This window comes from Citrobacter sp. CK181 (genome assembly GCF_030333595.1).
Taxonomy (GTDB): domain Bacteria; phylum Pseudomonadota; class Gammaproteobacteria; order Enterobacterales; family Enterobacteriaceae; genus Citrobacter_B; species Citrobacter_B koseri.
The window spans coordinates 105,499-131,235 of record NZ_JAOWFN010000006.1; the positions used below are offsets into that span (position 1 = coordinate 105,499).

The 25,737-nt window shown below is 55.6% G+C and carries 22 protein-coding genes; 5 read left to right on the forward strand and 17 right to left on the reverse strand.

Features of this window, described 5'->3' with window-relative positions:
* The first annotated feature begins 1 nt into the window (after position 1).
* A complete protein-coding gene (gene gspE / locus OGW17_RS01050; protein WP_071257571.1) occupies positions 2-1,387 on the forward strand; it encodes a type II secretion system protein GspE in 1,386 nt (461 codons plus the stop codon).
* Positions 1,377-2,579, forward strand: coding sequence for a protein transport protein HofC (hofC, locus tag OGW17_RS01055; protein WP_071257569.1), 1,203 nt, complete (start codon positions 1,377-1,379; stop codon positions 2,577-2,579). The genes gspE and hofC overlap by 11 nt, the downstream gene beginning before the upstream one ends.
* Before the next feature lie 33 nt (positions 2,580-2,612).
* On the opposite strand, the gene OGW17_RS01060 is transcribed toward hofC, so the two are convergent.
* The gene (locus OGW17_RS01060) at positions 2,613-3,656 is read right to left on the reverse strand and encodes a GMP reductase (RefSeq protein WP_012134060.1); all 1,044 of its coding nucleotides are present in this window, start codon (positions 3,654-3,656) and stop codon (positions 2,613-2,615) included.
* 225 nt (positions 3,657-3,881) lie between these two features.
* Here OGW17_RS01060 and coaE point away from each other — a divergent pair, with 225 nt between their 5' ends.
* Genes coaE through yacG form a run of 3 tightly spaced genes read left to right on the forward strand, consistent with a single transcriptional unit; the run spans position 3,882 to position 5,449 of the window.
* Positions 3,882-4,502, forward strand: a complete 621-nt coding sequence (coaE, locus tag OGW17_RS01065) for a dephospho-CoA kinase (protein WP_071257567.1) — start codon at positions 3,882-3,884, stop codon at positions 4,500-4,502.
* Positions 4,502-5,245, forward strand: coding sequence for a cell division protein ZapD (gene zapD / locus OGW17_RS01070; protein ID WP_012134063.1), 744 nt, complete (start codon positions 4,502-4,504; stop codon positions 5,243-5,245). Before coaE ends, zapD begins: the two co-directional genes overlap by 1 nt.
* 9 nt (positions 5,246-5,254) lie before the next feature.
* Positions 5,255-5,449, forward strand: a complete 195-nt coding sequence (gene yacG, locus OGW17_RS01075; protein WP_047458910.1) for a DNA gyrase inhibitor YacG — start codon at positions 5,255-5,257, stop codon at positions 5,447-5,449.
* A gap of 95 nt (positions 5,450-5,544) precedes the next feature.
* Here yacG and mutT read toward each other — a convergent pair whose 3' ends face one another.
* From mutT to ftsI, 16 genes are all read right to left on the reverse strand, one after another.
* On the reverse strand, positions 5,545-5,934 hold the full coding sequence (gene mutT, locus OGW17_RS01080; RefSeq protein WP_049010061.1) for an 8-oxo-dGTP diphosphatase MutT: 390 nt from the start codon (positions 5,932-5,934) through the stop codon (positions 5,545-5,547).
* A 58-nt stretch (positions 5,935-5,992) separates the two neighbouring features.
* The gene (secA, locus tag OGW17_RS01085) at positions 5,993-8,698 is read right to left on the reverse strand and encodes a preprotein translocase subunit SecA (RefSeq protein WP_047458916.1); all 2,706 of its coding nucleotides are present in this window, start codon (positions 8,696-8,698) and stop codon (positions 5,993-5,995) included.
* 61 nt (positions 8,699-8,759) lie between these two features.
* Positions 8,760-9,266, reverse strand: a complete 507-nt coding sequence (secM, locus tag OGW17_RS01090; RefSeq protein WP_024130709.1) for a secA translation cis-regulator SecM — start codon at positions 9,264-9,266, stop codon at positions 8,760-8,762.
* A gap of 401 nt (positions 9,267-9,667) precedes the next feature.
* Positions 9,668-10,585, reverse strand: coding sequence for a UDP-3-O-acyl-N-acetylglucosamine deacetylase (lpxC, locus tag OGW17_RS01095; protein WP_012134068.1), 918 nt, complete (start codon positions 10,583-10,585; stop codon positions 9,668-9,670).
* A gap of 100 nt (positions 10,586-10,685) precedes the next feature.
* Positions 10,686-11,837 carry a cell division protein FtsZ gene (ftsZ, locus tag OGW17_RS01100; RefSeq protein WP_004857884.1) on the reverse strand — a complete coding sequence of 384 codons (1,152 nt, stop codon included), beginning with the start codon at positions 11,835-11,837 and terminating at the stop codon, positions 10,686-10,688.
* 61 nt (positions 11,838-11,898) lie between these two features.
* On the reverse strand, positions 11,899-13,161 hold the full coding sequence (ftsA, locus tag OGW17_RS01105; RefSeq protein ID WP_003018755.1) for a cell division protein FtsA: 1,263 nt from the start codon (positions 13,159-13,161) through the stop codon (positions 11,899-11,901).
* Positions 13,158-13,988, reverse strand: a complete 831-nt coding sequence (gene ftsQ, locus OGW17_RS01110; protein ID WP_012134069.1) for a cell division protein FtsQ — start codon at positions 13,986-13,988, stop codon at positions 13,158-13,160. Before ftsQ ends, ftsA begins: the two co-directional genes overlap by 4 nt.
* Before the next feature lies 1 nt (position 13,989).
* Positions 13,990-14,910: a D-alanine--D-alanine ligase gene (locus OGW17_RS01115; protein WP_071257565.1), complete on the reverse strand. Its 921-nt coding sequence runs from the start codon at positions 14,908-14,910 to the stop codon at positions 13,990-13,992.
* On the reverse strand, positions 14,903-16,378 hold the full coding sequence (murC, locus tag OGW17_RS01120) for a UDP-N-acetylmuramate--L-alanine ligase (protein WP_071257563.1): 1,476 nt from the start codon (positions 16,376-16,378) through the stop codon (positions 14,903-14,905). Before murC ends, OGW17_RS01115 begins: the two co-directional genes overlap by 8 nt.
* Before the next feature lie 52 nt (positions 16,379-16,430).
* Positions 16,431-17,498: an undecaprenyldiphospho-muramoylpentapeptide beta-N-acetylglucosaminyltransferase gene (gene murG, locus OGW17_RS01125; protein WP_071257561.1), complete on the reverse strand. Its 1,068-nt coding sequence runs from the start codon at positions 17,496-17,498 to the stop codon at positions 16,431-16,433.
* Positions 17,495-18,739 carry a cell division protein FtsW gene (ftsW, locus tag OGW17_RS01130; protein ID WP_024130710.1) on the reverse strand — a complete coding sequence of 415 codons (1,245 nt, stop codon included), beginning with the start codon at positions 18,737-18,739 and terminating at the stop codon, positions 17,495-17,497. The genes murG and ftsW overlap by 4 nt, the downstream gene beginning before the upstream one ends.
* Positions 18,739-20,055 carry a UDP-N-acetylmuramoyl-L-alanine--D-glutamate ligase gene (murD, locus tag OGW17_RS01135; RefSeq protein ID WP_012134074.1) on the reverse strand — a complete coding sequence of 439 codons (1,317 nt, stop codon included), beginning with the start codon at positions 20,053-20,055 and terminating at the stop codon, positions 18,739-18,741. Before murD ends, ftsW begins: the two co-directional genes overlap by 1 nt.
* A gap of 2 nt (positions 20,056-20,057) precedes the next feature.
* Positions 20,058-21,140, reverse strand: a complete 1,083-nt coding sequence (gene mraY, locus OGW17_RS01140) for a phospho-N-acetylmuramoyl-pentapeptide-transferase (RefSeq protein ID WP_012134075.1) — start codon at positions 21,138-21,140, stop codon at positions 20,058-20,060.
* Positions 21,134-22,492, reverse strand: a complete 1,359-nt coding sequence (murF, locus tag OGW17_RS01145) for a UDP-N-acetylmuramoyl-tripeptide--D-alanyl-D-alanine ligase (RefSeq protein ID WP_071257559.1) — start codon at positions 22,490-22,492, stop codon at positions 21,134-21,136. The genes mraY and murF overlap by 7 nt, the downstream gene beginning before the upstream one ends.
* Complete coding sequence (murE, locus tag OGW17_RS01150) at positions 22,489-23,976, reverse strand: UDP-N-acetylmuramoyl-L-alanyl-D-glutamate--2,6-diaminopimelate ligase (protein ID WP_047458939.1); 1,488 nt, start codon at positions 23,974-23,976, stop codon at positions 22,489-22,491. Before murE ends, murF begins: the two co-directional genes overlap by 4 nt.
* Positions 23,963-25,729 (reverse strand): peptidoglycan glycosyltransferase FtsI, encoded by a 1,767-nt coding sequence (ftsI, locus tag OGW17_RS01155; RefSeq protein WP_012134078.1) that lies wholly within the window; start codon positions 25,727-25,729, stop codon positions 23,963-23,965. The genes murE and ftsI overlap by 14 nt, the downstream gene beginning before the upstream one ends.
* Positions 25,730-25,737 lie beyond the last annotated feature (8 nt).

The following is a 25,737-nucleotide window of genomic DNA, read 5'->3' on the forward strand; positions in this document are numbered from 1 at the left end:
AATGAACATCACGCAACTTACGGCGCTGTGCCTGCGTCATCAGGGAATATTGCTCGATGCCGATAACGAGGTGGTTCACGTCGCGGTCGTGGATTCACCGTCCCATGAACTGCTGGACGCCCTGCACTTTGCCACAACAAAGCGGATCGACATTGTCTGCTGGACTCGTCAGCAGATGGAAGGCCATATGCATAAGCCCCGGAAAATGCTCCCGGCCGTCATCGCCGACGATAGCCGCACGGCGGCGGAACTTTTGCAGCAGACGCTGGAATCCGCGCTGGCAAAACGCGCTTCCGACATCCACATTGAACCTGCGGAAAACCACTACCGAATCAGGCTGCGCGTGGATGGCGTACTTCATGCCTTGCCCGGCGTGTCATCCGTCACTGGCGCGGCACTGACGGCAAGGTTAAAGGTACTGGGCAATCTGGATATTGCCGAACATCGACTCCCGCAAGACGGGCAATTTACCGTGACGCTTGCGGGCAATGCGGTTTCATTTCGTGTCGCGATCCTCCCCTGCCGGGACGGTGAGAAAGTGGTGCTGCGGTTACTTCACCAGGTCGAGCAGGCGCTTGATCTCAACGCGTTAGGCATGCCTGATACGCAACTCGCCCTGCTCATGCAGGCGCTACGGCAACCGCAGGGGCTGGTTCTGGTGACAGGCCCTACCGGCAGTGGAAAAACCGTAACGCTCTACAGCGCGCTACAGGCGCGCAACACCCTGGATGTGAATCTCTGTAGCGTAGAGGACCCGGTCGAAATTCCTGTCGAGGGCCTTAATCAGACACAAATTCATCCGCGCGCCGGACTTACTTTTCAGAGCGTATTACGCGCGCTGCTGCGTCAGGACCCCGACATTATAATGGTGGGCGAAATCCGTGATGGCGAAACGGCAGAAATTGCGATTAAAGCCGCGCAAACCGGCCACCTGGTGCTGTCCACGCTGCACACCAACTCCACCAGTGAAACGCTGATACGTTTACAACAGATGGGCGTCGCGCGTTGGATGATCTCATCCGCCCTGACGCTGGTCGTCGCCCAGCGACTGGTCAGAAAATTATGTCCGTACTGCCGTCATCTTGCCGCAGAGCCTGTCTCGCTTCCCGCCGCGCTATGGCCTACCACGCTTCCCCGCTGGCAAGCGCCCGGTTGCGAACGTTGCTACCACGGATTTTATGGGCGTACCGCACTCTTCGAGGTTTTGCCTGTTACGCCCGCATTGCGACAGTTGCTAATCAACAATGCAACCGTTGAGGCGCTGGAGTCCTGCGCCCGACAGGAAGGGATGAGTACGCTTTTTGAGAACGGCTGTCATGCGGTTGAACAAGGATTGACGACCTTTGAAGAACTCCTGCGCGTTCTGGGGCTACCCCATGTCAGCTAAACAGCTTTGGCGCTGGCAAGGGATTAACGCCACGGGCCATTCGGAAGAGGGGGCATTATGGGCTGACGATCGTGCCGCACTGCTCGTTGCTCTGGAACATCAGCACATCATGCCGATACGCGCAAAACGCTTGGGCGTTAAAGCGGCACACTGGCGCGCAGAACAAAGCGCGGAGATCGTCCACCAACTGGCGACGCTTCTCAAAGCGGGGCTTACGCTTTCCGAAGGACTGACATTGCTTGCCGGGCAGCATCCCAGTCGACAATGGCAGGCGCTGCTGCAAACGCTGGCCCATAACCTGGAGCAAGGCGACCCGCTTTCTTCCGCGCTGGCGCAATGGCCGCAGGTCTTTCCTCCACTCTATCAGGCGATGATCCGTACCGGGGAACTTACCGGAAAACTCGATGAATGCTGCTTTGAGCTGGCACGTCAGCAAAATGCCCAAAAACAGCTTGCTGACAAAGTCAAAAAAGCGCTGCGTTATCCCATCATAATTCTGACGATGGCCGTGATGGTTGTTTTCGCCATGCTGCACTTTGTCCTGCCGGAGTTTGCCGCTATCTACCGGACATTCAATACGCCGTTACCGGCACTGACGCAGGGCATCATCACACTGGCGCAGTGGAGCGCTCAATGGGGCTGGCTGATGGCGCTGCCCGGTGTCGCAATGGGGGTAATCTACGGTTTAATAATAAAAAAACCGTACTGGCAGATTCAACGCCAGCGTCTTCTGCTGCGCTGTCCCGTTATCGCACGCCTGGTCAGAGGCCAAAAACTCACGCAGATTTTCACCATCCTGGCATTAACGCAACGCGCCGGAATCCCCTTTTCACAAGGGCTGGAAAGTGTCGCAGAAACCCTGAATTGCCCTTACTGGTCTCAGCGTTTAGCTCAGGTTCATCGCGATATTCATGCCGGAAAACCGGTCTGGCAGGCGCTTAAAAATGCCGGTGAGTTCAGCCCATTGTGCATACAGTTGGTCATGACCGGTGAAACTTCCGGCGCGCTGGATGCAATGTTGCATAACCTTGCCCGGCACCACGGCGAGAATACGCTATCGCTGGCGGATAACCTGGCGGCGCTACTGGAACCCGCCTTGCTTGTTATCACAGGGGTCATTATTGGTACGTTGGTCGTGGCAATGTATTTGCCCGTTTTCCATCTGGGGGATGCGATGAGCGGTATGGGATAATGCTGGCGCATTGTGCTGCGCCAGCGCAGGGAATTACAGGCTATTGAAAACGCGGTTTTCTTGTTCCTGTACCCGAATAAACGTCGTGCGTTTCGTCAGCTCTTTCAGACGGGAGGCGCCAACGTAGGTACAGGCTGAACGCAGGCCGCCGAGGATATCACGCGCGGTGTATTCCACCGGGCCACGCAGCGGTAGCTTAACGGTTTTCCCTTCTGCTGCACGATATTGCGCAACGCCGCCAACGTGACGGGTCATAGCGGATTCAGAACTCATGCCATAGAACAGCATAAATTTCTCGCCATTCTCTTCAACAATTTTACCGCCGCTTTCTTCATGGCCTGCCAGCATACCGCCCAGCATCACGAAATCCGCGCCGCCGCCGAACGCTTTTGCGACATCGCCAGGCATGGTGCATCCGCCATCGCTGACAATCATACCGCCCAGACCATGCGCGGCATCGGCGCATTCAATCACCGCAGAAAGCTGCGGATAGCCCACGCCAGTTTTCACACGCGTGGTACATACGGAGCCAGGCCCAATCCCGACTTTTACAATATCCGCGCCGGAGAGAACCAACTCTTCACACATTTCACCGGTCACCACGTTACCGGCACAAATGGTTTTTGTCGGCCATGCTTCACGCGCCTTTGAAACAAACTGCACGAAGTGTTCGGAGTAACCATTTGCCACATCAATACAAACAAAGTTCAGTGCCGGGCTCTGCGCCAGAATCTGTTTGGTTTTTTCGAAATCAGCATCGGAGGTGCCTGTTGAAACCATCACATGCCTGAGAACATCCTCAGAGGCGGTACTGGTGAAGGCGTTCCAGTCCTCAACGGAATAGTGCTTATGTACGGCAGTCAGAATGTCGAACGATGCCAGAGCGCTTGCCATCTCGAAAGTCCCGACGGTGTCCATATTGGCCGCGATAATCGGCACGCCGGACCAGGTCTGACCTGAATGTTTAAAGGTGAATTGACGTTCCAGTTCAACATCAGAACGACTTTTGAGAGTAGAGCGTTTAGGGCGGATAAGAACGTCTTTGAAACCTAATTTCAGATCTTCTTCGATACGCATGTGCGGATTCCTGGGGTTAATGGCAAAAAAGCGAAACTCACAACTCCAGTGACGTTATCATACGCACTAATCAGGCTTGCGCAAGACTGCGAAATTCTCTTTTTTTACGCTACAATCCCATAAATTTACCTGGCGAATAGTAGATAATGCCTACAGTAATATCGCCTTCGCGCGCTCAACTTTTAACCATTTGATTATCAAACCTAAATCCCAGGATCTGGACTTATGAGGTATACAGTAGCCTTAACCGGCGGCATTGGCAGTGGTAAAAGCACCGTTGCGAGTGCATTCGCTGACCTCGGAATAAACGTTATCGACGCCGATATTATTGCGCGTCAGGTGGTTGAACCCGGTCAACCCGCCCTTATGGCGATCGCTGAACATTTTGGTTCTGCACTTATCGCGCCAGACGGTTCGCTACAACGTCGGATGTTGCGCGAACGTATCTTTGCCAGTCCTGAAGAGAAATCCTGGCTGAATGCCCTGCTCCATCCGTTAATTCAGCAGGAAACCCGGCGTCAGTTTCAGCAGGCAACGTCCCCTTACGTGCTATGGGTTGTGCCCCTGCTCGTCGAAAATGCGCTGTATAAACAAGCCAATCGCGTTCTGGTGGTCGACGTGACGCCCGAAACGCAGCTCTTGCGAACCATGCAGCGCGATGATGTGACGCGTGAACATGCTGAACAAATTCTGGCTGCCCAGGCAACGCGTGAAGCACGCCTTGCCGTGGCAGATGATGTTATTGATAATAATGGCGCACCGGACGCTATCGCGTCGGATGTCGCCCGCCTGCACGCGCGCTATTTACAGCTTGCGTCGCAGTTTGTCTCACAGGAAAAACCGTAATGCACACCCAGGTCCTTTTTGAACACCCTCTCAATGAGAAGATGCGTACATGGCTGCGCATTGAGTTTCTGATTCAGCAACTCTCCGTCAATTTGCCCCTCGCAGATCATGCGGACGCCCTGCATTTTTTCCGTAACATTGGGGATTTGCTGGATGTGTTCGAACGTGGCGAAGTGCGGACCGAGTTGCTAAAAGAGCTTGAGCGTCAGCAGCGCAAACTTCAGGCCTGGGTTGAAGTGCCGGGGGTTGACCAGAGTCGAATTGAGGCTCTGCGCCAGCAATTGAAGACGGCGGGCAGCATTCTGATTTCTGCTCCGCGTATCGGGCAGCAACTACGTGAAGATCGCCTGATTGCTCTGGTTCGTCAGCGCCTGAGTATTCCTGGCGGTTGTTGTAGTTTTGATTTGCCGACCCTGCATATCTGGCTGCATTTGCCGCAGGAACAGCGTGATGCGCAGGTTGAAACCTGGATCGCCAGCCTGAATCCGCTCAATCAGGCATTAACGCTGATCCTGGATTTAATTCGTAATTCCTCGCCGTTCCGTAAGCAAACCAGCCTGAATGGTTTTTATCAGGACAATGGCGATGATGCCGACCTGCTGCGTTTGCAACTGGCGCTTGATTCACAGCTCTATCCACAAATTTCCGGGCATAAGAGCCGCTTTGCGATTCGCTTTATGCCGCTGGATAGCGAAAATGGGCTGGTGCCTGAGCGCCTCGATTTCGAACTGGCATGTTGTTAAGGAGTAAAGATGTCAGAAACTATCACCGTTAGCTGCCCAACCTGCGGGAAAACCGTTGTCTGGGGCGAAGTGAGTCCGTTCCGTCCATTTTGTTCTAAACGCTGCCAGTTGATCGATCTCGGCGAGTGGGCCGCTGAAGAGAAGCGTATTCCAAGCTCTGGCGACTTGTCAGAAAGCGACGACTGGAGTGAAGAGCAGAAGTAATTCAACTAAAACGTAGGGCGGGCAAGCGTAGCACCCCCGCCATAATTTGCCGGATGGTGGCGTTGCCTTATCCGGCCTACGAACTACGAACACCATTAGCCAGCAATCAGCTTTTCAATTACTGGCGCATTCGCGGGCGGGAAATCTTCCGCATTCAGAGCATCTTGCGCAATCCACCGTCCCGGTTGCCCCTCTTTTCCCCACGGCTCCCCTTCCCAGTGATCAACTAACCAGAACCACAGTGTGATGTGCCTGTCCGGGAACTGATATTCCAGCTTTTCAAATAGCGTCGCTTCACGCGGGGTGATCCCTACTTCTTCCTGCAACTCCCGGATCAGCGCCTGCTCCGGCGTTTCGCCCGCTTCGATTTTCCCGCCGGGAAACTCCAGTTTATTGGCCATATGAGCATCGGCCGCACGTTGGGTAATAAAAATTTCGTGGTTCGGGTTGCGAATAATCCCGACAGCGATTTGCAGTTTTTTCATACGGTTACATCCATAAAAAAGGCGCAGTCACCTGCGCCTCATTGTCTTTATTCAGACCTTAGCTCAGACGGCCGTGGCACTGTTTGTATTTTTTACCGGAACCGCAAGGGCAAGGATCGTTACGACCCACTTTACGATCGCCCGTTTGCGCTGCCAGAGCAGCAGCCGCTGCGCTGTCGTCATCCTGATGACTAAGCTGCTGCATCTGCGCTAAACGCTCGGCTTCTTCGCGGCGCTGTTGTTCCATCGCTTCTACTTCTTCAGGCATACGAACCTGAACTTTGCTCAGCGTACTGACCACTTCATACTTCAGCGATTCCAGCATTGCTGCAAACATGGAGAAGGACTCGCGTTTGTATTCCTGCTTCGGATCTTTCTGCGCATAGCCACGCAGGTGGATACCCTGACGCAGGTAATCCATCGCCGCCAGGTGCTCTTTCCACAGCGAATCGAGAGTTTGCAGCATGACGCCTTTTTCGAAGTGACGCATCATCTCTGCGCCAACCACTTCTTCTTTACGCTGATACACTTCGATTGAGTGCGCCAGAATACGCTCACGCAGCGTCTCTTCGTGCAGCTCCGGCTCTTTATCCAGCCACTCGGCAATTGGCATATCCAGATCGAAGTCGTTTTTCAGACGTTCCTGCAAACCCGGAATATCCCACATCTCTTCCAGCGACTGCGGCGGAATGTACGCATCGATCGTCACTTTAAAGACGTCTTCACGAATGCTGTTGATGGTTTCGCTGACGTCGCTGACATCCAGCAGTTCGTTACGCTGGGTGTAAATGGCGCGACGCTGATCGTTCGCGACATCGTCGTATTCCAGCAGTTGCTTACGAATATCGAAGTTACGGCTTTCAACTTTACGCTGTGCATTAGCAATCGCTTTAGTCACCCACGGGTGCTCAATGGCTTCACCTGGTTTCATACCCAGTTTACGCATCATGCCCGACACACGGTCAGAGGCAAAAATACGCATCAACGCATCTTCCATTGACAGGTAGAAACGGGAAGAACCCGCATCGCCCTGACGGCCGGAACGCCCACGCAACTGGTTGTCGATACGGCGAGATTCGTGGCGCTCAGTACCGATGATGTGCAGACCGCCAGACGCCAGCACCGCCTCATGACGAACCTGCCAGTCCGCTTTGATCTGCGCGATCTGCTCTGGCGTTGGGTTTTCCAGCTCCGCCACTTCAGCCTGCCAGCTACCGCCCAGCACGATGTCCGTACCGCGACCGGCCATGTTGGTGGCGATAGTGACCGCAGCCGGGTAGCCCGCCTGCGCGACAATCGCCGCTTCGTTGGCGTGGAATTTGGCGTTCAGAACGTTATGCTTGATGCCCGCTTTGGTCAGCTCATTAGAGACCACTTCAGATTTTTCGATCGAGATCGTACCCACCAGTACCGGCTGGCCGTTCGCGGTACGCTCTTTGATGTCTTCAATGATCGCCTGAATTTTTTCCGCTTCGGTCATGTAGACCAGATCCGGCATATCCTTACGGATCATCGGACGGTTGGTCGGAACCACAACGGTATCCAGCTTATAGATAGAGCTGAATTCGAACGCTTCGGTATCCGCTGTACCGGTCATACCAGCCAGTTTCTCATACAGACGGAAGTAGTTCTGGAAGGTGATGGATGCCAGCGTCTGGTTCTCGTTCTGGATTTCCACGCCTTCTTTCGCTTCCACAGCCTGGTGCAGACCGTCGGACCAGCGGCGACCCTGCATGGTACGACCGGTGTGTTCGTCAACAATGATCACTTCGCCATCTTTAACGATGTAATCCACATCGCGGGTAAACAGCGCGTGCGCGCGCAGCGCGGCGGTTACGTGATGCATCAGCATGATGTTGCCCGGAGAGTACAGGGACTCGCCTTCATCCATAATGCCTTCTTTCACCAGCAGTTCTTCGATCAGCACCAGACCGCGTTCCGTCAGGTTGACCTGACGCGCTTTCTCATCAACGGAGAAGTGGCCTTCACCCTGGAAAGTATCAGAGTCTTCTTTTTCCTGGCGAATCAGATGCGGGATGATCTTGTTTACTTTCTTGTACATTTCCGAGCTGTCTTCAGCCGGGCCGGAAATGATCAGCGGCGTACGCGCTTCATCGATCAGGATGGAGTCGACCTCATCCACCAGCGCATAGTGCAGTTTACGCTGTACGCGCTCTTCCGGGCTGAACGCCATGTTATCGCGCAGGTAGTCAAAGCCGTATTCGTTGTTGGTGCCGTAAGTGATGTCGGCGGCGTAAGCTTCACGTTTTGCTGGGGCAGGCATGCCCGGCAGGTTAATACCGACGCTCATCCCGAGGAATTCAAACAGCGGGCGGTTGTTTTCAGCATCACGTTGCGCCAGATAGTCGTTCACTGTGACGACGTGTACGCCCTTACCGCTTAACGCGTTCAGGTAAGCAGGCAGCGTTGCGGTCAGGGTTTTACCTTCACCGGTACGCATTTCCGCGATACAGCGATCGTTCAGCACCATACCGCCCAGCAACTGGACGTCAAAGTGACGCATGCCGAATACGCGCTTACTCGCTTCACGAACCACGGCGAACGCTTCCGGGATCAGGCTTTCAACGCTTTCGCCTTTCTCCAGACGCGCGCGAAACTCTGCCGTTTTCCCTTTTAGTTCGTCATCGGAGAGTTTTTCCATCTCCGGTTCCATGGCATTGATGATGCCGACCGCTTTACGCATACGACGCAAGGTACGATCGTTACGACTACCGAATACTTTGGTTAACAATTTGATTAGCATAATAAAATCTCAAACGCCCCGCGATGCGGAGTCTCTATAATTAGTTGAAGGTTTTTTGTTTTTAGCTGAGGCGTTGAGGGCCAGCGCGGATTCCCTGCGCCTGACTTATCCAGGCGGGAACGCTAAATGAGGCCTGAGGCGTAAAGTGCGCACGGGCGACGCGACGTACAATCGTTGGCGGTGTGCCTTCCTGCGTCAGCATCGCGCTGAGCGTGTTCAGTAACGCAATATGGTGCGCCTGAAGTGGCGAAGACTCTTCAACAACCGGCAGCGTTTGCGGCGCCATGGCAAAAGAGAGATGGCGGATAACCGTGCGAATCGCATGCTGATGCCAGTAGTCGACGGTAAAATTCGGGCGGCGGTTACTCGCCTCCAGCAGCGCGAGCTGGCTGAAGTTAACCTTAACGGATTGATCGTGATTACTGGCGGTCGCTTTCGCCGGCGTATTAGGCTCGGCTGCGTTACTGAGAGCGGGCAGACCAAAGCTAGCCGCGACCATCCCCAATAAGAGATGCGGCCAGAAGTACCGTCTACCTAACTGTCGCCAGCGCGTCAGTATTCCACTCACGTCATTGCCACCCTGATATGCCCGGCATGTGGGCTTACGAATTCAAAACGTTTTTTGCGCACAAATCTTACCATTAAAGCGTACGCTCTACAGCAGTAATGACATGGCGCTGAGGATAAAAATGCTTAAGAAAGCAGCGAACGCACTGTATTTCGGTTCAGCGGCAGAGAAAAAGGCGAAGGCAAACGCCGGACGGAAGAGATAAAAAAACGACTGGCTTACCTGGCCGGAGAGGGTGCCAGATTAACCAGTCGAATTTATGCGACAGGTATACACTTCATCCTTCAAGCTGCCTCTTTGTTGGCTGCCTTCTCTCACCCCAGTCACGTACTGGTTGTACACTCCTGGGAATTCGCTCAGTTGCCGTCTTGATGCAACTTGAATGATTTTGTGTATAGCTATTATGCCAGTACAGTCGAAGGCGCTTTGAAAGCCAACGGCAGTTCTGCGTCGTCCTGGAAGGTCACATATTCCCAGGCTTCCTGTTTCGCCAGGACAGCCTGCAACAGTTTGTTATTCAATGCGTGACCGGACTTATACGCGGTAAACGCACCAATAATGTTGTGACCGCACATGAACAAGTCACCGATCGCGTCGAGCATTTTGTGACGAACAAATTCGTCTTCAAAACGCAGACCGTCTTCGTTCAGTACGCGATAATCGTCAACAACGATGGCACAATCGAAGCTGCCGCCCAGGCACAGGCCACGGGACTGCAAATATTCGATATCACGCATGAAACCGAAGGTACGCGCACGGCTGATCTGGCGCATGAACGCGTCCGCAGAGAAGTTCATCGCATAGCGCTGGCTGCTGGAATCAATCGCCGGATGGTTAAAGTCGATGGTGAAATCCAACGTAAAACCATTGTACGGCTTAAATTCAGCCCACTTGTCACCATCTTCGACGCGAACCGTCTCTTTGATGCGTACAAATTTTTTGGCGCAGTTCAGCTCATCAATACCCGCATCAAGCAGCAGGTAGACAAACGGAGCAGCACTGCCATCCATGATCGGGATTTCCGGCGCATCGACTTCGATAACGATATTATCGATGCCCAGACCCGCCAGAGCAGCGTTAAGGTGCTCTACGGTTGAAATCCGTACATCATGCTCGTTGACCAGACACGTACAGAGCATGGTATCACGCACAGATTTGGCATCGGCCGGGAAATCTACCGGTGGATTCAAGTCGGTGCGACGATAGATGACCCCGGTGTTGGCCGGCGCAGGGCGTAAGGTCAGGGTGACTTTCTTGCCGGTATGTAAACCGACACCTGTCGCCTGAACGATACGTTTAAGTGTCCTTTGTTTGATCATCGTATAATCTCGCCAAATTACCTATCCAACCGAAGTGTACTATACATTCGGTGGGCCAGTTTAGCACAAAGAGCCGTGAATCCCAAATTCCAGCCAATTCTTAATCAGCTTGCTTACGCAGGAACGCAGGGATATCCAGATAATCCGGTTCTTTTGCCGTTTGCGGCGTATTGTCGTTCACCACTTTTGCGACCGGCTTCTGCTCTTGCGTCAGCGGCGCCATGCCGTGCTGCTGGTAACGATCCATCACCGGCTGCTGTACCTGTTTGTTGGTCACCAGGGTGATTTCAGGACGCTTGTCCATACCAATACCGGTTGCCACAACGGTGACGCGCAGTTCGTCGTTCATATCCGGGTCCAGAGAAGTACCGATAACCACGGTCGCGTTATCCGACGCAAAAGCACGGATGGTGTTACCAACGGTTTCGAACTCATCCAGACGCAGGTCGAAGCCCGCAGTGATGTTAACCAGCACGCCGCGCGCGCCAGACAGATCGATATCTTCCAGCAGCGGAGAAGAGATCGCCATTTCTGCCGCTTCTTCCGCACGGTCTTCACCGCTTGCCACGCCAGAGCCCATCATCGCGTAGCCCATTTCGGACATCACGGTGCGCACGTCTGCAAAGTCGACGTTCATCAGACCCGGGCGGGTAATCAGCTCAGCGATACCCTGAACCGCGCCTTTCAGCACGTCGTTCGCCGCACCAAACGCATCCAGCAGGGAGATACCGCGTCCCAGCACTTTCAGCAGCTTGTCGTTCGGGATGGTGATCAGCGAGTCCACATGTTTGGACAGCTCAGTAATACCCTGCTCCGCGAATGCCATGCGCTTCTTGCCTTCGAAGTTGAAAGGCTTCGTCACCACGGCAACGGTCAGGATACCTAAATCTTTTGCCACTTCCGCAACCACTGGCGCTGCACCGGTACCGGTACCGCCGCCCATGCCTGCTGCGATAAACACCATGTCTGCGCCGTCAAGCGCTGCACGCAGTGCTTCACGATCTTCGTCCGCCGCATTGCGGCCGACTTCCGGGTTTGCACCCGCGCCCAGACCTTTGGTGATGCCGCTACCAATCTGAATGGTCTGCCCAACCGCAGTCTTACGCAACGCCTGAGCGTCGGTATTCACCGCGAAGAATTCAACACCTTCGATGCGCTCGCGCACCATGTGTTCAACGGCATTACCGCCGCCGCCACCGACGCCGATGACTTTAATCACCGCGTCGTTGGTCAGTTCCATAGGTTCAAACATAGTTTCTCTCCGTTTTGTGCCTGTCGCCTGAGACCGTTAATAGTCGCCGGTCTCATAAAAATTAAAACTCTTTTCGCAGCCAGCTATTAAGTCGCTTGATCCACGAGCCAACTGATGCCGTAACACGTTTTTCCACTTCCGCTTCGCCACTTAAGTGGGACTCTTTCCCGTAGTGAAGCAGCCCCACCGCCGTTGAGTAGTACGGCTCCTGGGCATAATCCGTCAGTCCGGTAATATTCAGCGGCGCGCCAATACGCACTTGCGTATGGAACACGCGCTGAGCACAGGCAGCAAGACCTTCAATTTGCGCCGCGCCGCCGGTTAATACAATCCCCGCCGCCAGATGATGTTTCACACCCTGCTGGCGAAGCTGTTCCTGTAATTGCAAAATCTCTTCGTTGACCAGGTTGAGCAGCTCGGTGTAACGCGGCTCAATCACCTCCGCAAGCGTCTGACGTTGCAGGCTACGCGGCGGACGACCGCCCACGCTCGGCACTTCAACGCTTTCGTCTTTGCCGACGATAGAGCCCAGCGCGCAGCCGTGACGCACTTTGATGGCTTCAGCATCGCTCGGCGGCGTACCGAAGGCATACGCGATATCGCTGGTCACGACATTCCCTGCGTAAGGGATTACCTTGGTATGGCGCAACGCCCCGCCAGTATAAACGGCGATATCCATTGTACCACCACCGATATCAACCACGCAGACGCCCAGTTCACGTTCATCTTCCGTTAAAACGGAGTAACTGGCCGCTAACCCGGCAAATATGAGTTGGTCAACTTTCAGGCCACAACGTTCCACCGCTTTAACGATGTTTTTCGCCATGTCGTTGTGGCATGTGATCAAGTGCACTTTTGCCTGCATACGCACACCGGAAAGGCCAACCGGATTCTTAATGCCTTCCTGGTAATCGATCGCATATTCCTGCGGAATGACATGCAGCACACGATGCTCATCACGCACGCGCACCGACTTCGCGGTATGCACGACGTTTTCCACATCTTCCTGCGTCACTTCTTCTTCGGAGATCGGCACCATACCAATTTCATTCTGACAGCTAATGTGCTTGCCAGAAAGCGCCAGATACACCGAGGAGATCTGGCAATCCGCCATCAGCTCCGCCTGGTCAATGGCGCGCTGTACGCACTTCACCACTGACTCGAGGTCATTCACCCCGCCTTTATCCATACCTCGCGACGGGCAACTGCCCACGCCAATGATATTGACCATACCGTCGGGCAGAACTTCCCCTACTAAAGCGGCAACCTTCGCGGTGCCAATCTCCAGTCCTACTACCAGTTTTCTGTCCGTCGCCTTGATCATTGTTGTTCTGCCTGTGCCTGATTCTGTTGCTGATTAGATTCCTCTGGAGGTAAGGGTGCCCACCCTACTGCCGCCCCCGAGTCATAACGCAAATCAACGTAGCTTATCCGTTTGCCATCGGTTTGCGCCTGCTGCTGTAAAACCGGATAAAGTTCTACAAAGCGAGCCAAACGTTTCATCGTATCGCCCCTGCCGAGGTTGAGCTTAATATCGTTATTCAGCGTCAACTGCCAGGAACGACGCGCGGTCATTGCCGCTTCCTTCAGGGTGAATCTGTCCTTAGCCAGCACCTGCCCCATATCGCGATACCCCTGCAACACTTCACTCGCGCTGCCTTCCGGGCCATACAACATGGGTAATACCTGTTTACTGGTTCGCTCTGCCGGTACGCTGAAGGTATTGCCTTCGGCATCAACCATATGCTGATCATTCCAACGCGCAATCGGCACATATTCAACCAGATGAATCTTCAATTCATCAGGCCATTGCTTTCTGACGCTGGCCTGTTTAATCCACGGTAAACGCTCTATCTGGCTCTGGATAATGTTCACATCCTGAGTCATAAACGTACCCGGCGCGCCCAACGCCAGAATCGACTGGCGGATGTCATCATTGCGCGTGTAATGCCGCTCGCCGGTCAACACCAGTTTCGACAACGGCAAACGCTGCGCGTCTTCCATCCAGCCCAACACAACCCAGCCGCTGACAAACACGGTGCAGAGCACCGTCAGCAGGAACAGTATTCCTGCAAGACGCGTTCCATTATTGCGGCGTGAAGAAGACACCTCTTCATCACTGTTTCGCGTGTTCAGCGCAGCCTGCGACATATCAGTCCGCCAACTCCAGAATTCGTACCACCAACTGCGAGAAGCTCATGCCCGCCTGACGCGCCGCCATCGGCACCAGACTGTGGCTGGTCATACCCGGCGAGGTATTCGCTTCCAGCAGATAAAACTGGCCATCGCTGTCCAGCATGACGTCGATGCGGCCCCATCCTTTGCAACCCAACGCGGTCCACGCTTTCAGGACCAATGTCTGCAAAATAGCCTCTTGTTCCTCTTCCAGACCTGCCGGGCAGAAATATTGTGTCTCATCAGAGAGATACTTCGCCTCATAATCATAGAAGGTTCCGGCGGGTTGGATACGAATTGACGGTAAAATTTCTTCACCGAGTATCGCAACCGTAAATTCCGGGCCACTGAGCCATTTCTCAATCAGTACTTCTTCATCATGCTGAAAAGCCAATGCTAATGCTGCCTGCAAAGCATTTTCTTCTACCACTTTCGACATGCCGACGCTGGAACCTTCACGGCTCGGCTTCACAATCAGCGGCAAACCCAGCGCAGAAATTTGCGTTAGCGCGTCGTCGCTAAGCCCTTTTTCAAACTCAGCGCGCGTCAATGCCACCCACGGCGCAACCGGTAATCCGGCGCCCTGCCACAGCAATTTGCTGCGCAGTTTATCCATTGAGATTGCTGAAGCCATCACCCCGCTGCCGGTATAGGGCAGGCCAATCAGATCCAGCATCCCTTGCAGCGTGCCATCTTCGCCGCCGCGACCATGCAACGCAATAAACACCTTCTGAAAACCCATTGATTTCAGCAGGGTGACATCAACCTCTTTCGGATCGATCGGATGCGCATCCACGCCGCCTTCGCGTAACCCGGCCAGCACCGCCGCGCCGGAATTCAGCGAAACATCACGTTCGGCGGAGGTTCCACCCAACAGGACCGCGATTTTATCAGCCATGTTGCTCCTCCTCCTGGGCTTGCGGCTTCAGTTTGATTTCAGCTAAGGTGCGCGCAATTTTGCCGATATTTCCCGCGCCTTGCACCAAAATCAAATCATTACCGGTTAATACCGGCGCCAACATTTGCGCAACCTGCGCCGGATCGGAGACCAGAATCGGGTCAATTTTACCGCGACCGCGAATCGTACGGCACAGCGAACGGCTGTCCGCTCCCGGAATTGGCGCTTCGCCTGCGGCGTAAACATCCAGCATTAACAGCGCGTCAACCTGCGTCAGCACGTTGGCGAAATCGTCGTACAGATCGCGCGTACGTGTGAAGCGGTGCGGCTGGAAAACCATCACCAGATTTTTATCCGGCCAGCCTGCACGCGCGGCCTTAATGGTGGCGTCAACTTCCGTTGGATGATGGCCGTAATCATCGACCAGCATCGCCGTCCCTGCTTTACCGTTTACCGGCTCAAGCGGGAATTCACCGAGGAAATCGAAGCGACGCCCGGTGCCCTGGAAGCTTTCCAGCGCGCGCAGAATCGCCTCGTCGTCAATCCCTTCTTCGGTCGCCACCGCCACGGCAGCCGCCGCGTTCAGCGCATTGTGGCGGCCCGGCGCATTCAGCGTCACCTGCATTGCAGGTTTATCCTGACGCAGCAGCGTAAAATGCCCCTGCGGCCCAACCTGCTGGTACTCTTCCACACGCACGTCAGCGTCGTCGCTAAAACCATACGTTGTGGTCTGACGGCCCACGCGCGGCAGCAGTTCGCGGATCACCGGATCGTCAACACACATCACTGCACGACCATAAAACGGCAAATTGTGCAGGAAATTAATAAAGGTCTGCTTCAAATTTTCGAAGTCGCCCTGGTAAGTATCCATATGGTCGGCTTCAATATTGGTGACAATCGCCACCATCGGTTGCAGATGCAGGAACGACGCATCGCTCTCATCCGCTTCCGCAATCAGATAACGGCTGTGGCCTAAACGCGCATGCACGCCAGCCGCTTTCACCAGCCCACCGTTGACGAAGGTCGGGTCCAGCCCCGCTTCCGCGTAAATGCTGGAGACCATCGCGGTGGTCGTTGTTTTACCGTGCGTCCCGGCAATGGCGATGCCGTGACGAAAACGCATTAACTCCGCCAGCATCTCCGCGCGACGGATCACCGGAATACGCGCTTCATGCGCCGCGACAATCTCCGGGTTATCCGCAGAGATCGCACTGGAAACCACCACCACGCTCGCATCGCGCACGTTTTCCGGGCGATGATTGAAGAAAATGGTGGCGCCGAGGCTCGCCAGTTGCTGCGTAACCGGATTCGGCGCTAAATCAGAACCACTGATCTGATACCCTTCATTGGCCAGAACTTCGGCAATACCGCCCATACCGGCACCACCGATGCCGACAAAGTGGATGTGCCGAACGCGACGCATTTCGGGCACGATGGAACGCAGTTTTGCCAGTTGTTGTGTATTCATTCTTTACGCCATTCACTTCTCAATTCATGCGGTGCAAAAGGCACCGCCACAATTACGCCCGGGCAGCCCGGCTCACTTCATTTGCAACACGCTCGGTGGCATCTGGAATAGATGCAGCGCGGGCACGTTCTGCCATGGTTAATAACGTTTCTCGCGACCACCCGGCCAGGGTGCTGGCGACGGCATCCACAGTAAACTGCGGCTGCTCAAAAATTTTGGCGGCCCCCGCTTTCTCCAGCGGCAGGGCATTCCAGTACTGCTGCCGGTCTTTATGCTGAAACGGCACAAACAGCGCGGGTAAACCAGCGGCGGCAATTTCACTCACCGTTAACGCGCCAGAGCGGCAAACGACAACATCCGCCCACGCATAGGCTGCGGCCATGTCATCAATAAATTCCGTCACCTTATGCTGCGGTTGCCCCGCCCCGGCATAAGCCTGCTCTACGGTCTGCTGCGCGCCTTTACCGCTTTGATGCCAGATAGTGACCGTATCGCCCAGTTTTGCCGCAACTTGCGGCAGCGTCTGGTTCAATACCCGGGCCCCCTGAGAGCCGCCCACCACCAGCACGCGAATCGGCCCTTCACGTCCGGCCAGGCGTTCTTGCGGCAAGGGGAGCGCCAGTACGTCAGTACGTACCGGGTTTCCGACCACGTCCGCTTTCGGAAACGCGCCGGGAAAAGCCTGCATCACCGTCGTGGCGATTTTCGCCAGCCACTTATTGGTCAACCCTGCAATGCCGTTTTGCTCATGCAGCACAACCGGAATACCCAGCGACCACGCCGCCAGACCGCCGGGGCCAGAGACATAGCCGCCCATGCCGAGCACCACATCAGGCTTAAACTGCTTCATGATCGCCCGCGCCTGGCGCCAGGCGTTAAAAATACGCAGCGGTGCCGCCAGCAGCGCTTTCACGCCTTTTCCGCGCAAACCGGAAATGCGAATGAAATCAATCTCAATGCCATGCTTCGGCACTAAATCCGCTTCCATACGATCGGCGGTTCCGAGCCAGCGTACTTGCCAGCCCTGGTCCATTAAATGGTGCGCGACGGCCAGTCCCGGGAACACATGTCCGCCAGTACCGCCCGCCATCACCATTAACCGCTTCGGTTGACCACTCATCGTGAACCTCGTGTAAACGCCTGCGCTTTTTCCAGACGCGTTTCATAATCAATACGTAACAAAAACATGATGGCCGTCGACATGATCAGCAAACTGGAACCCCCATAACTGATCAGCGGCAGCGTCAGCCCCTTCGTTGGCAGCATGCCTGCCGCCGCGCCGACGTTGACCAGCGCCTGGAAGCTGAACCAGATTCCAATCGAGCAGGCCAGGAATCCTGAAAAACGGTGATCAATCTCCAGCGCCTTACGGCCAATCGACATCGCGCGAAAAGCGACGAAGAATACCATTAAAAGCGCCAGTACCACACCGATATAACCCAGTTCTTCCCCAATAATGGCGAAGATGAAGTCAGTATGCGCTTCCGGCAGATACTCCAGTTTTTGTACCGAGTTCCCCAGCCCCTGCCCCCACATCTCACCACGGCCAAATGCCATCAGGGATTGCGTCAGCTGGTAGCCGCTGCCAAACGGATCTTCCCAGGGGTTCCAGAAAGAGGTCACACGGCGAATACGATACGGTTCGGCGAGGATCAGCAGGATCACCGCCGATATCCCCATGCCGATGATGGCAATGAACTGCCATAACTTCGCCCCGGCGAGAAACAGCATCGCCAGCGTGGTAACGAACAGCACCACCACCGTCCCGAGATCGGGCTGCGCCAGCAGCAAAATCGCCAGCACCAGAATCACGCCCATCGGTTTTAAGAAGCCGCGCAGGTTATTACGCACTTCATCAACTTTGCGCACCAGATAGTTGGCGAGGTAGCAGAACAGCGACAGTTTGGTAAATTCCGCAGGCTGAATACGCAGCGGCCCCAGCGCAATCCAACGCGATGCCCCGTTAACTGAGCTACCCACCACCAGCACGATCAACAACATGATGATCGACGCGATCAGCATCGTGGTGCTGTACTTTTGCCAGAACTCCATCGGTAAACGCAGCGTGATCATCGCCAGGCAAAACGCCAGGAGTATGTACAGCGCGTCACGCTTGGCAAACAGGAAAGGATCGTTCGCCAGACGTTGTCCGACAGGCATTGACGCCGACGTCACCATGATGAAACCGATCGCCGCCAGGCCAAATGTCAGCCAGAGCAACGTGCGGTCATACATGATCAGGCTATCGTCGTCTTTATCGCGCGACGCCATCACCCAGCCTTTAAGCGCCGTAAAGACCCATACCAGGATTCCAAATCCCGGCAGGCGCGGCATTCTCAGGCGAGGGAGAGATAAACGCATCAACCTAACTCCTTCGCCAGACGGGTAAAGACATCGCCCCGTTGCTCAAAATTCTTAAACTGATCGAGGCTGGCGCAGGCCGGAGACAGCAGGACCATATCGCCCGGTTGCAAACGCGGCGCCAGCAGACGCATCGCCTCTTCCATCGTCTCAGTTTGTTCTGCGATTTCCGGGCGCAGCGCCGCCAGCTGCGCGCCATCACGACCAAAGCAGTACAGGCGAACGCGATCGCCGCCCAGGTAACGGGTGAGCGAAGAGAAATCCGCCGATTTACCATCGCCGCCGAGCAGCAGGTGCAGCGTACCGTCTACGTGCAGGCCATTCAGCGCCGCTTCCGTGCTGCCTACGTTGGTGGCTTTGGAATCGTTAATCCAGCGCACGCCGTTATGCTCCAGCGCCAGCTGGAAGCGATGCGCCAGGCCGGTAAAGGTCGTCAACGCTTTCAGGCTGCTGGCGCGCGGTAAACCCGCCGCATCGGCCAGCGCCAGCGCCGCCAGCGCATTGGTGTAGTTGTGCTGGCCGGAAAGCTTCATCTCTTTCACGTTCAACACTTTTTCACCCTTCACCCGCAGCCAGGTCTCGCCCTGCTGGCGATTGAGGTGATAATCCCCCATGTTGACGCCAAAACTGACGCAACGCGCATCCGCGCCGCGTACCGGCATGGTCAGCGCGTCATCAGCATTCACCACGCAAACTTTCGCATTCTCATACACGCGCAGTTTTGCCGCGCGATACTGTTGCAGACCAAACGGATATCGGTCCATATGGTCTTCGGTAACGTTCAGGATGGTTGCGGCAACGGCCTGTAGGCTGGATGTCGTTTCCAGCTGAAAGCTGGAAAGCTCCAGTACGTACAGCTCGCGAGCGGCGTCCAGCAGCATCAACGCAGGCAGACCGATGTTACCGCCAACGCCCACGTTCACGCCCGCCGCTTTCGCCATCTCACCTACCAGCGTGGTCACGGTGCTTTTACCGTTCGATCCGGTGATCGCCACGATCGGCGCCTGCGCTTCGCGACAGAACAGTTCGATATCGCCGACAATCTCAATACCCGCATCGGCGGCAGCGCTCAGTGAAGGGTGCGCCAGAGCAATACCAGGGCTGGCGACAATTAGATCCGCCGCCAGTAGCCAGTCATCATTCAGGCTGCCGACGTGACGCTCTACCGCTTCCGGTAATTTGTCCAGACCCGGCGGCGTCGCACGGGTATCCATTACGCGCGGCGTTACGCCGCGCGCCAGGAAAAAGTCCACGCAGGAAAGCCCGGTCAATCCCAGACCAATAATGACGACTTTTTTACCCTGGTAATCAGCCATGATTAACGTACCTTCAGCGTTGCCAGGCCAATCAGGACCAGCATCAGCGAAATAATCCAGAAGCGCACGATAACGCGCGGTTCCGGCCAGCCTTTCAGTTCATAGTGATGATGAATCGGCGCCATGCGGAAGATGCGCTGCCCGCGCAATTTAAAGGAACCGACCTGCAAAATGACTGACAGGGTTTCCACGACAAACACGCCGCCCATAATCACCAGCAAAAACTCCTGACGCAGCAGCACCGCGATGATGCCCAGCGCGCCGCCCAGCGCCAGCGACCCGACGTCTCCCATAAAGACCTGCGCCGGATAGGTGTTAAACCACAGGAAGCCTAAGCCCGCGCCGACAATCGCCGTACAGACAATCACCAGTTCACCGGCATGGCGTAAGTACGGAATATGCAGGTAGTTGGCGAAGTTCATGTTGCCGGTTGCCCACGCCACCAGCGCAAAACCGGCGGCGACGAATACGGTCGGCATAATCGCCAGGCCGTCCAGGCCATCGGTCAGGTTAACCGCGTTGCCCGTTCCGACGATCACGAAGTACGCCAGCAGCACGTAGAACAGACCCAGTTGCGGCATCACGTCTTTAAAGAACGGCACCACCAGTTCGGTGGCCGGCGTGTCTTTCCCCGCCAGATACAGCGCGAACGCCACGCCCAGCGCAATCACCGACATCCAGAAATATTTCCAGCGAGCGATCAGCCCTTTGGTGTCTTTACGCACCACTTTGCGGTAATCATCGACAAAACCAATAATGCCGTAGCCCACCAGCACCACCAGCACGCACCAGACGTACGGGTTAGACGGGTAAGCCCACAGCAGGACGGAGACCACAATCGCCGTCAGAATCATAATGCCGCCCATTGTTGGCGTACCGCGCTTGCTAAAGTGCGATTCCGGGCCGTCATTACGCACGACCTGGCCAAAAGACAATTTTTGTAAGCGGGCAATCATACGCGGGCCCATCCACAAGGAGATGAACAGCGCGGTCAGCAGGCTGACGATGGCGCGAAACGTCAGATAGGAAAAGACGTTAAAGCCGGAATAATATTTGACCAAATGTTCGGCCAGCCAAACTAACATGTTCCATTCTCCTGTAATGCGCGTACTACCTCTTCCATGGCGGCACTACGTGAACCCTTCACTAAAATGGTAATAATCTGATGCTCCGCAATCAGCGTGTTAAGACGCGCGACCAGAGCCGATTTATCCGCAAAATGTTCGCCAACGCCGCTGGCATTGCCGATCGCCTGACTCAGTTTTCCTGTACTCAGCACGCTGTCGATACCCGCCGCTTTTGCCGCTTCACCGACCTGAACATGGCATGCTTCGCTTTCCGCGCCCAGCTCCGCCATATCGCCGACCACCAGCACCCGGTAGCCCGGCATTTCAGACAGCACCTGCACAGCGGCGGTCATCGAACCGACGTTGGCGTTATAGGAGTCATCAAGTAACAGCTGGTTGTCATTCAACTGGATGGGGAACAGGCGCCCCGGCACGGCTTTCAGGTTCGCCAGACCGGTTTTAATGGCGTCAAGGGTCGCCCCTACCGCCATCGACAGCGCAGTCGCCGCCAGCGCGTTCGCAATATTGTGACGACCAGGCAGCGGCAGCAGGACGTCAATGTCGCCCGTCGGCGTTTGCAGCGTGAATTCCGTACCGTGCGAGGTCACATGGATATTGGTCGCGGTAAAATCGCTGTTGGCGGCATTCGGTGAAAAACGCCACACTTTGCGATCGCCAATAATGCCCTGCCAGTTCAGCCAGTCGTTGTTATCGGCGTTCATAATGGCGATCCCATTCACCGGCAAGCCGGTATAGATTTCGCCTTTCGCTTTCGCCACGCCCGCCAGCGAACCGAATCCTTCCAGGTGCGCTGCCGCCAGATTATTAACCAGTGCCGCTTCAGGACGCGTCAGGCCGACGGTCCAGGCAATTTCGCCCTGGTGATTGGCGCCTAACTCAATGACGGCATAGTCATAATCGTTGTTTAACCGCAGCAACGTCATCGGTACGCCGATATCGTTATTCAGGTTGCCCGCGGTGTATAAGGTGTTGCCACACTGACTCAGAATGGCGGCGGTCATCTCTTTAACGGATGTTTTGCCGGAGGAGCCGGTTAACGCCACTACGCGGGCGGGAACCTGCGCCCGAACCCATGCGGCCAGTTCGCCGAAGGCCAGCCGCGTATCTTTGACAATCAGCTGCGGCAGATCGCAATCCAGCGGGCGACTCACCAGCAGCGCACCGGCGCCACCCTCTTTCGCGTTATCCGCAAAATCATGGGCGTCGAAACGCTCGCCTTTCAGCGCCACAAACAGGCAGCCCGGCGTCACTTTACGCGTATCAGTCGTGACCGCGTCAATCGTCAGGTCGGCGCCCTGTAATTCGCCGTGCAGAATACCGGCCAGTTGGCTGAGCGTTACGCTAATCATGCGATCACCCCCAGCAGACGTGCAGCCGTTACGCGGTCGGAGTAATCAAGGCGCTGAGTACCGACAATCTGGTAATCCTCATGCCCTTTACCCGCGACCAGAACCACGTCGTTTTCTTTCGCCTGCATAATGGCGCAGGTCACCGCCTCTGCGCGGCCTTCCATCACTTTCGCGTGCCCGGCATCCAGCATACCCGTCAGAATGTCGTTGATGATCGCGCGCGGCTCTTCGGTGCGTGGGTTATCGTCCGTCACGACCACCACGTCCGCGAACTCTTCGGCAATCGCCCCCATCAGCGGACGTTTACCTTTATCGCGATCGCCACCGCAGCCAAAGACGCACCACAGTTGACCAGTACAGTGCAACCGCGCAGCCTGCAACGCTTTTTCCAGCGCATCCGGCGTGTGGGCGTAATCGACCACCACCGTAGTTTTGCCCGGTGCGCTGAACACCTCCATCCGCCCGCAAACCGGTTGCAGTCGAGGGGCGGTTTTCAGCAGATCCGCCAGGGGGTAGCCAAGCGCCAGCAACGTTGCCAGCGCCAGCAGCAGGTTGCTGACGTTAAACGCACCCATCAGACGGCTTTCAACCTCGCCTTCGCCCCAACTGGAGTCGAAACGGATCGTCGCGCCGCTATCGTGGTACTTCACCTCAACCGCTTTCAGCCAACGTCCGTGGCAGTTCGGGTTGATATGATCCTCCATCGAGACCGCAACGGCATCCGGCAACCTCACCAGCCATCGGCGTCCGACTTCATCATCGGCATTGACGATAGCCTCGCCGTAATGGTGCGTTGAATAGAGCATCCATTTCGCCGCTTCGTAATGTTCCATGTCACCGTGATAATCAAGGTGATCGCGGCTTAAATTCGTGAAAACAGAGGCGGCAAATTTCAGCGCGGCGACCCGGTGCTGCACCAGACCGTGGGAAGAGACTTCCATTGCACCGAATGTTGCGCCCTGCTCAACCAGACCGGCCAGCACATGCTGTACGTCAACGGCGGAACCGGTTGTGTTCTCCGTCGGGATCACTTTGCCCAACAGACCATTACCCACCGTTCCCATTACCGCGCTGGTTTCGCCAAGCAGTTGGCTCCACTGCGCCAGCAGTTGCGTGGTGGTGGTTTTTCCGTTCGTTCCGGTCACGCCGACCAGACGCATATGTTCAGATGGCTCGTGGTAGAAGCGGCCCGCCAGTGCAGATAAACGCTCGTTGAGCTGGCTCAGATAGATAACCGGCACACCGTGCATTTCACGGATTTCCCCGTCGGTCGCCTCATCTTTGGCCTCTGCAATAATGGCAGCCACACCTTGCGCTATCGCCTGCGGGATATATCGACGCCCGTCCGCCTGATGACCCACCACTGCCACAAAGAGATCGCCCGATGCAGCCACACGGCTGTCGAGTGTCATCTCCCGCAGTGCTCGCTCCGGTGCGCCAGGCACCCACGGAGCGAGAAGGTCGCGCAAATTACGATCTGCCACCTGTTCCCTCGCCTTGGTTAATTACAAATTCACTTTTTTCGCCCGTTGCCAGCGCATCCGGTTCGATGTTCATGGTGCGCAGTACGCCGCCCATAATGGCACCGAATACCGGCGCGGAAACGGCGCCGCCGTAGTATTTACCCGCCTGCGGATCGTTGATAACAACCACCAGCGCGAAGCGCGGCTGACTCGCAGGCGCAACGCCTGCGGTATAAGCAATGTATTTGTTGATGTAGCGGCCATCCGGCCCCACTTTTTTCGCCGTACCGGTTTTAATGGCGATGCGATAACCTTTGATCGCCGCCTTCACGCCGCCGCCGCCCGGCAGCGCCACGCTTTCCATCATGTGGACGACGGTACGAACGGTCGCTTCCGGGAAGACGCGCTCGCCCGGTACAGGAGGATCAACTTTGGTAATCGACAGCGGACGATAAACGCCGTAGCTGCCAATCGTTGCGTAGACTCGCGCTAACTGTAACGGGGTTACCATTAGCCCATAGCCGAAAGAGAAGGTGGCCCTCTCTATGTCAGACCACCGTTGTTTTTGAGGATATAAGCCACTGCGTTCTCCGACCAACCCCAAATTGGTCGCCTTTCCTAGCCCAAAACGTGAGTAAGTATCTACTAACGCTGAGGACGGCATCGCTAACGCCAGCTTAGAAACGCCGACGTTACTCGACTTCTGTAAAACCCCGGTCAGGGTCAATTCGCTGTAACGCGCCACGTCTTTGATTTCGTGACCATTAATTCGATATGGCACCGTGTTCAGCACGGTGTTTTCACGCACGACCCCGCGCTGTAACGCGGTCATCACCACCATCGGTTTGACGGTTGAACCGGGTTCAAACACGTCCGTGATGGTGCGGTTACGCATAGCGTCTTTCGGCGTACCGGTCAGGTTATTCGGGTTGTAGGACGGGCTGTTCGCCATTGCCAGCACTTCGCCAGTATTGACATCCACCAGCACGGCGCTGCCTGACTCCGCTTTGTTGAAGGCCACGGCGTTGTTCAGTTCGCGATAGACCAACGCTTGCAGACGCTCATCAATGCTCAGCGCCAGATTGTGCGCGGCCTGGCTGTCGGTAGAAGAGATATCTTCAATAACCCGGCCATAGCGGTCTTTACGTACAATACGTTCACCAGGCTGGCCGGTCAGCCATTTATCAAAACTCTTCTCAACCCCTTCGATCCCCTGGCTGTCAACGTTGGTAAAACCGATAAGGTGAGCGGTCACTTCCCCGGAAGGATAGTAACGGCGGGACTCTTCGCGCAGATGAATGCCTGGCAGCTTCAGTTTTTTGATGTAGTCGCCGAGATCCGGGTTAACCTGACGCGCCAGATAAATAAAGCGGCCTTTCGGGTTCGCATTAACACGAGCCGCCAGTTGGTCGAGCGGCATTTTCAGCGCGTCTGCCAGCGCTTTCCAGCGGTTGTCCAGCGTGATCCCGCCTGCATCATGCAGCTCTTTCGGGTCCGCCCAGATGGCTTTTACCGGCACGCTCACCGCCAGTGGGCGACCAGAGCGGTCGGTGATCATGCCGCGAGAGGTGGAGACTTCCTGTACACGCAGAGAGCGCATGTCGCCCTGACGCACTAACATGTCAGGCGCAATAATTTGCAGCCAGGCCACGCGCCCCAGCAGGAACCCCAGCGCCAGCAGAATGCAGCCGCACAGCAACGCAAAACGCCAACTGACAAAGTTGGCTTGTTCTTCCTGGCGTTTTGGTTTGAGCGTCTTTGCCGCTGCTTTCATGCGTCGCG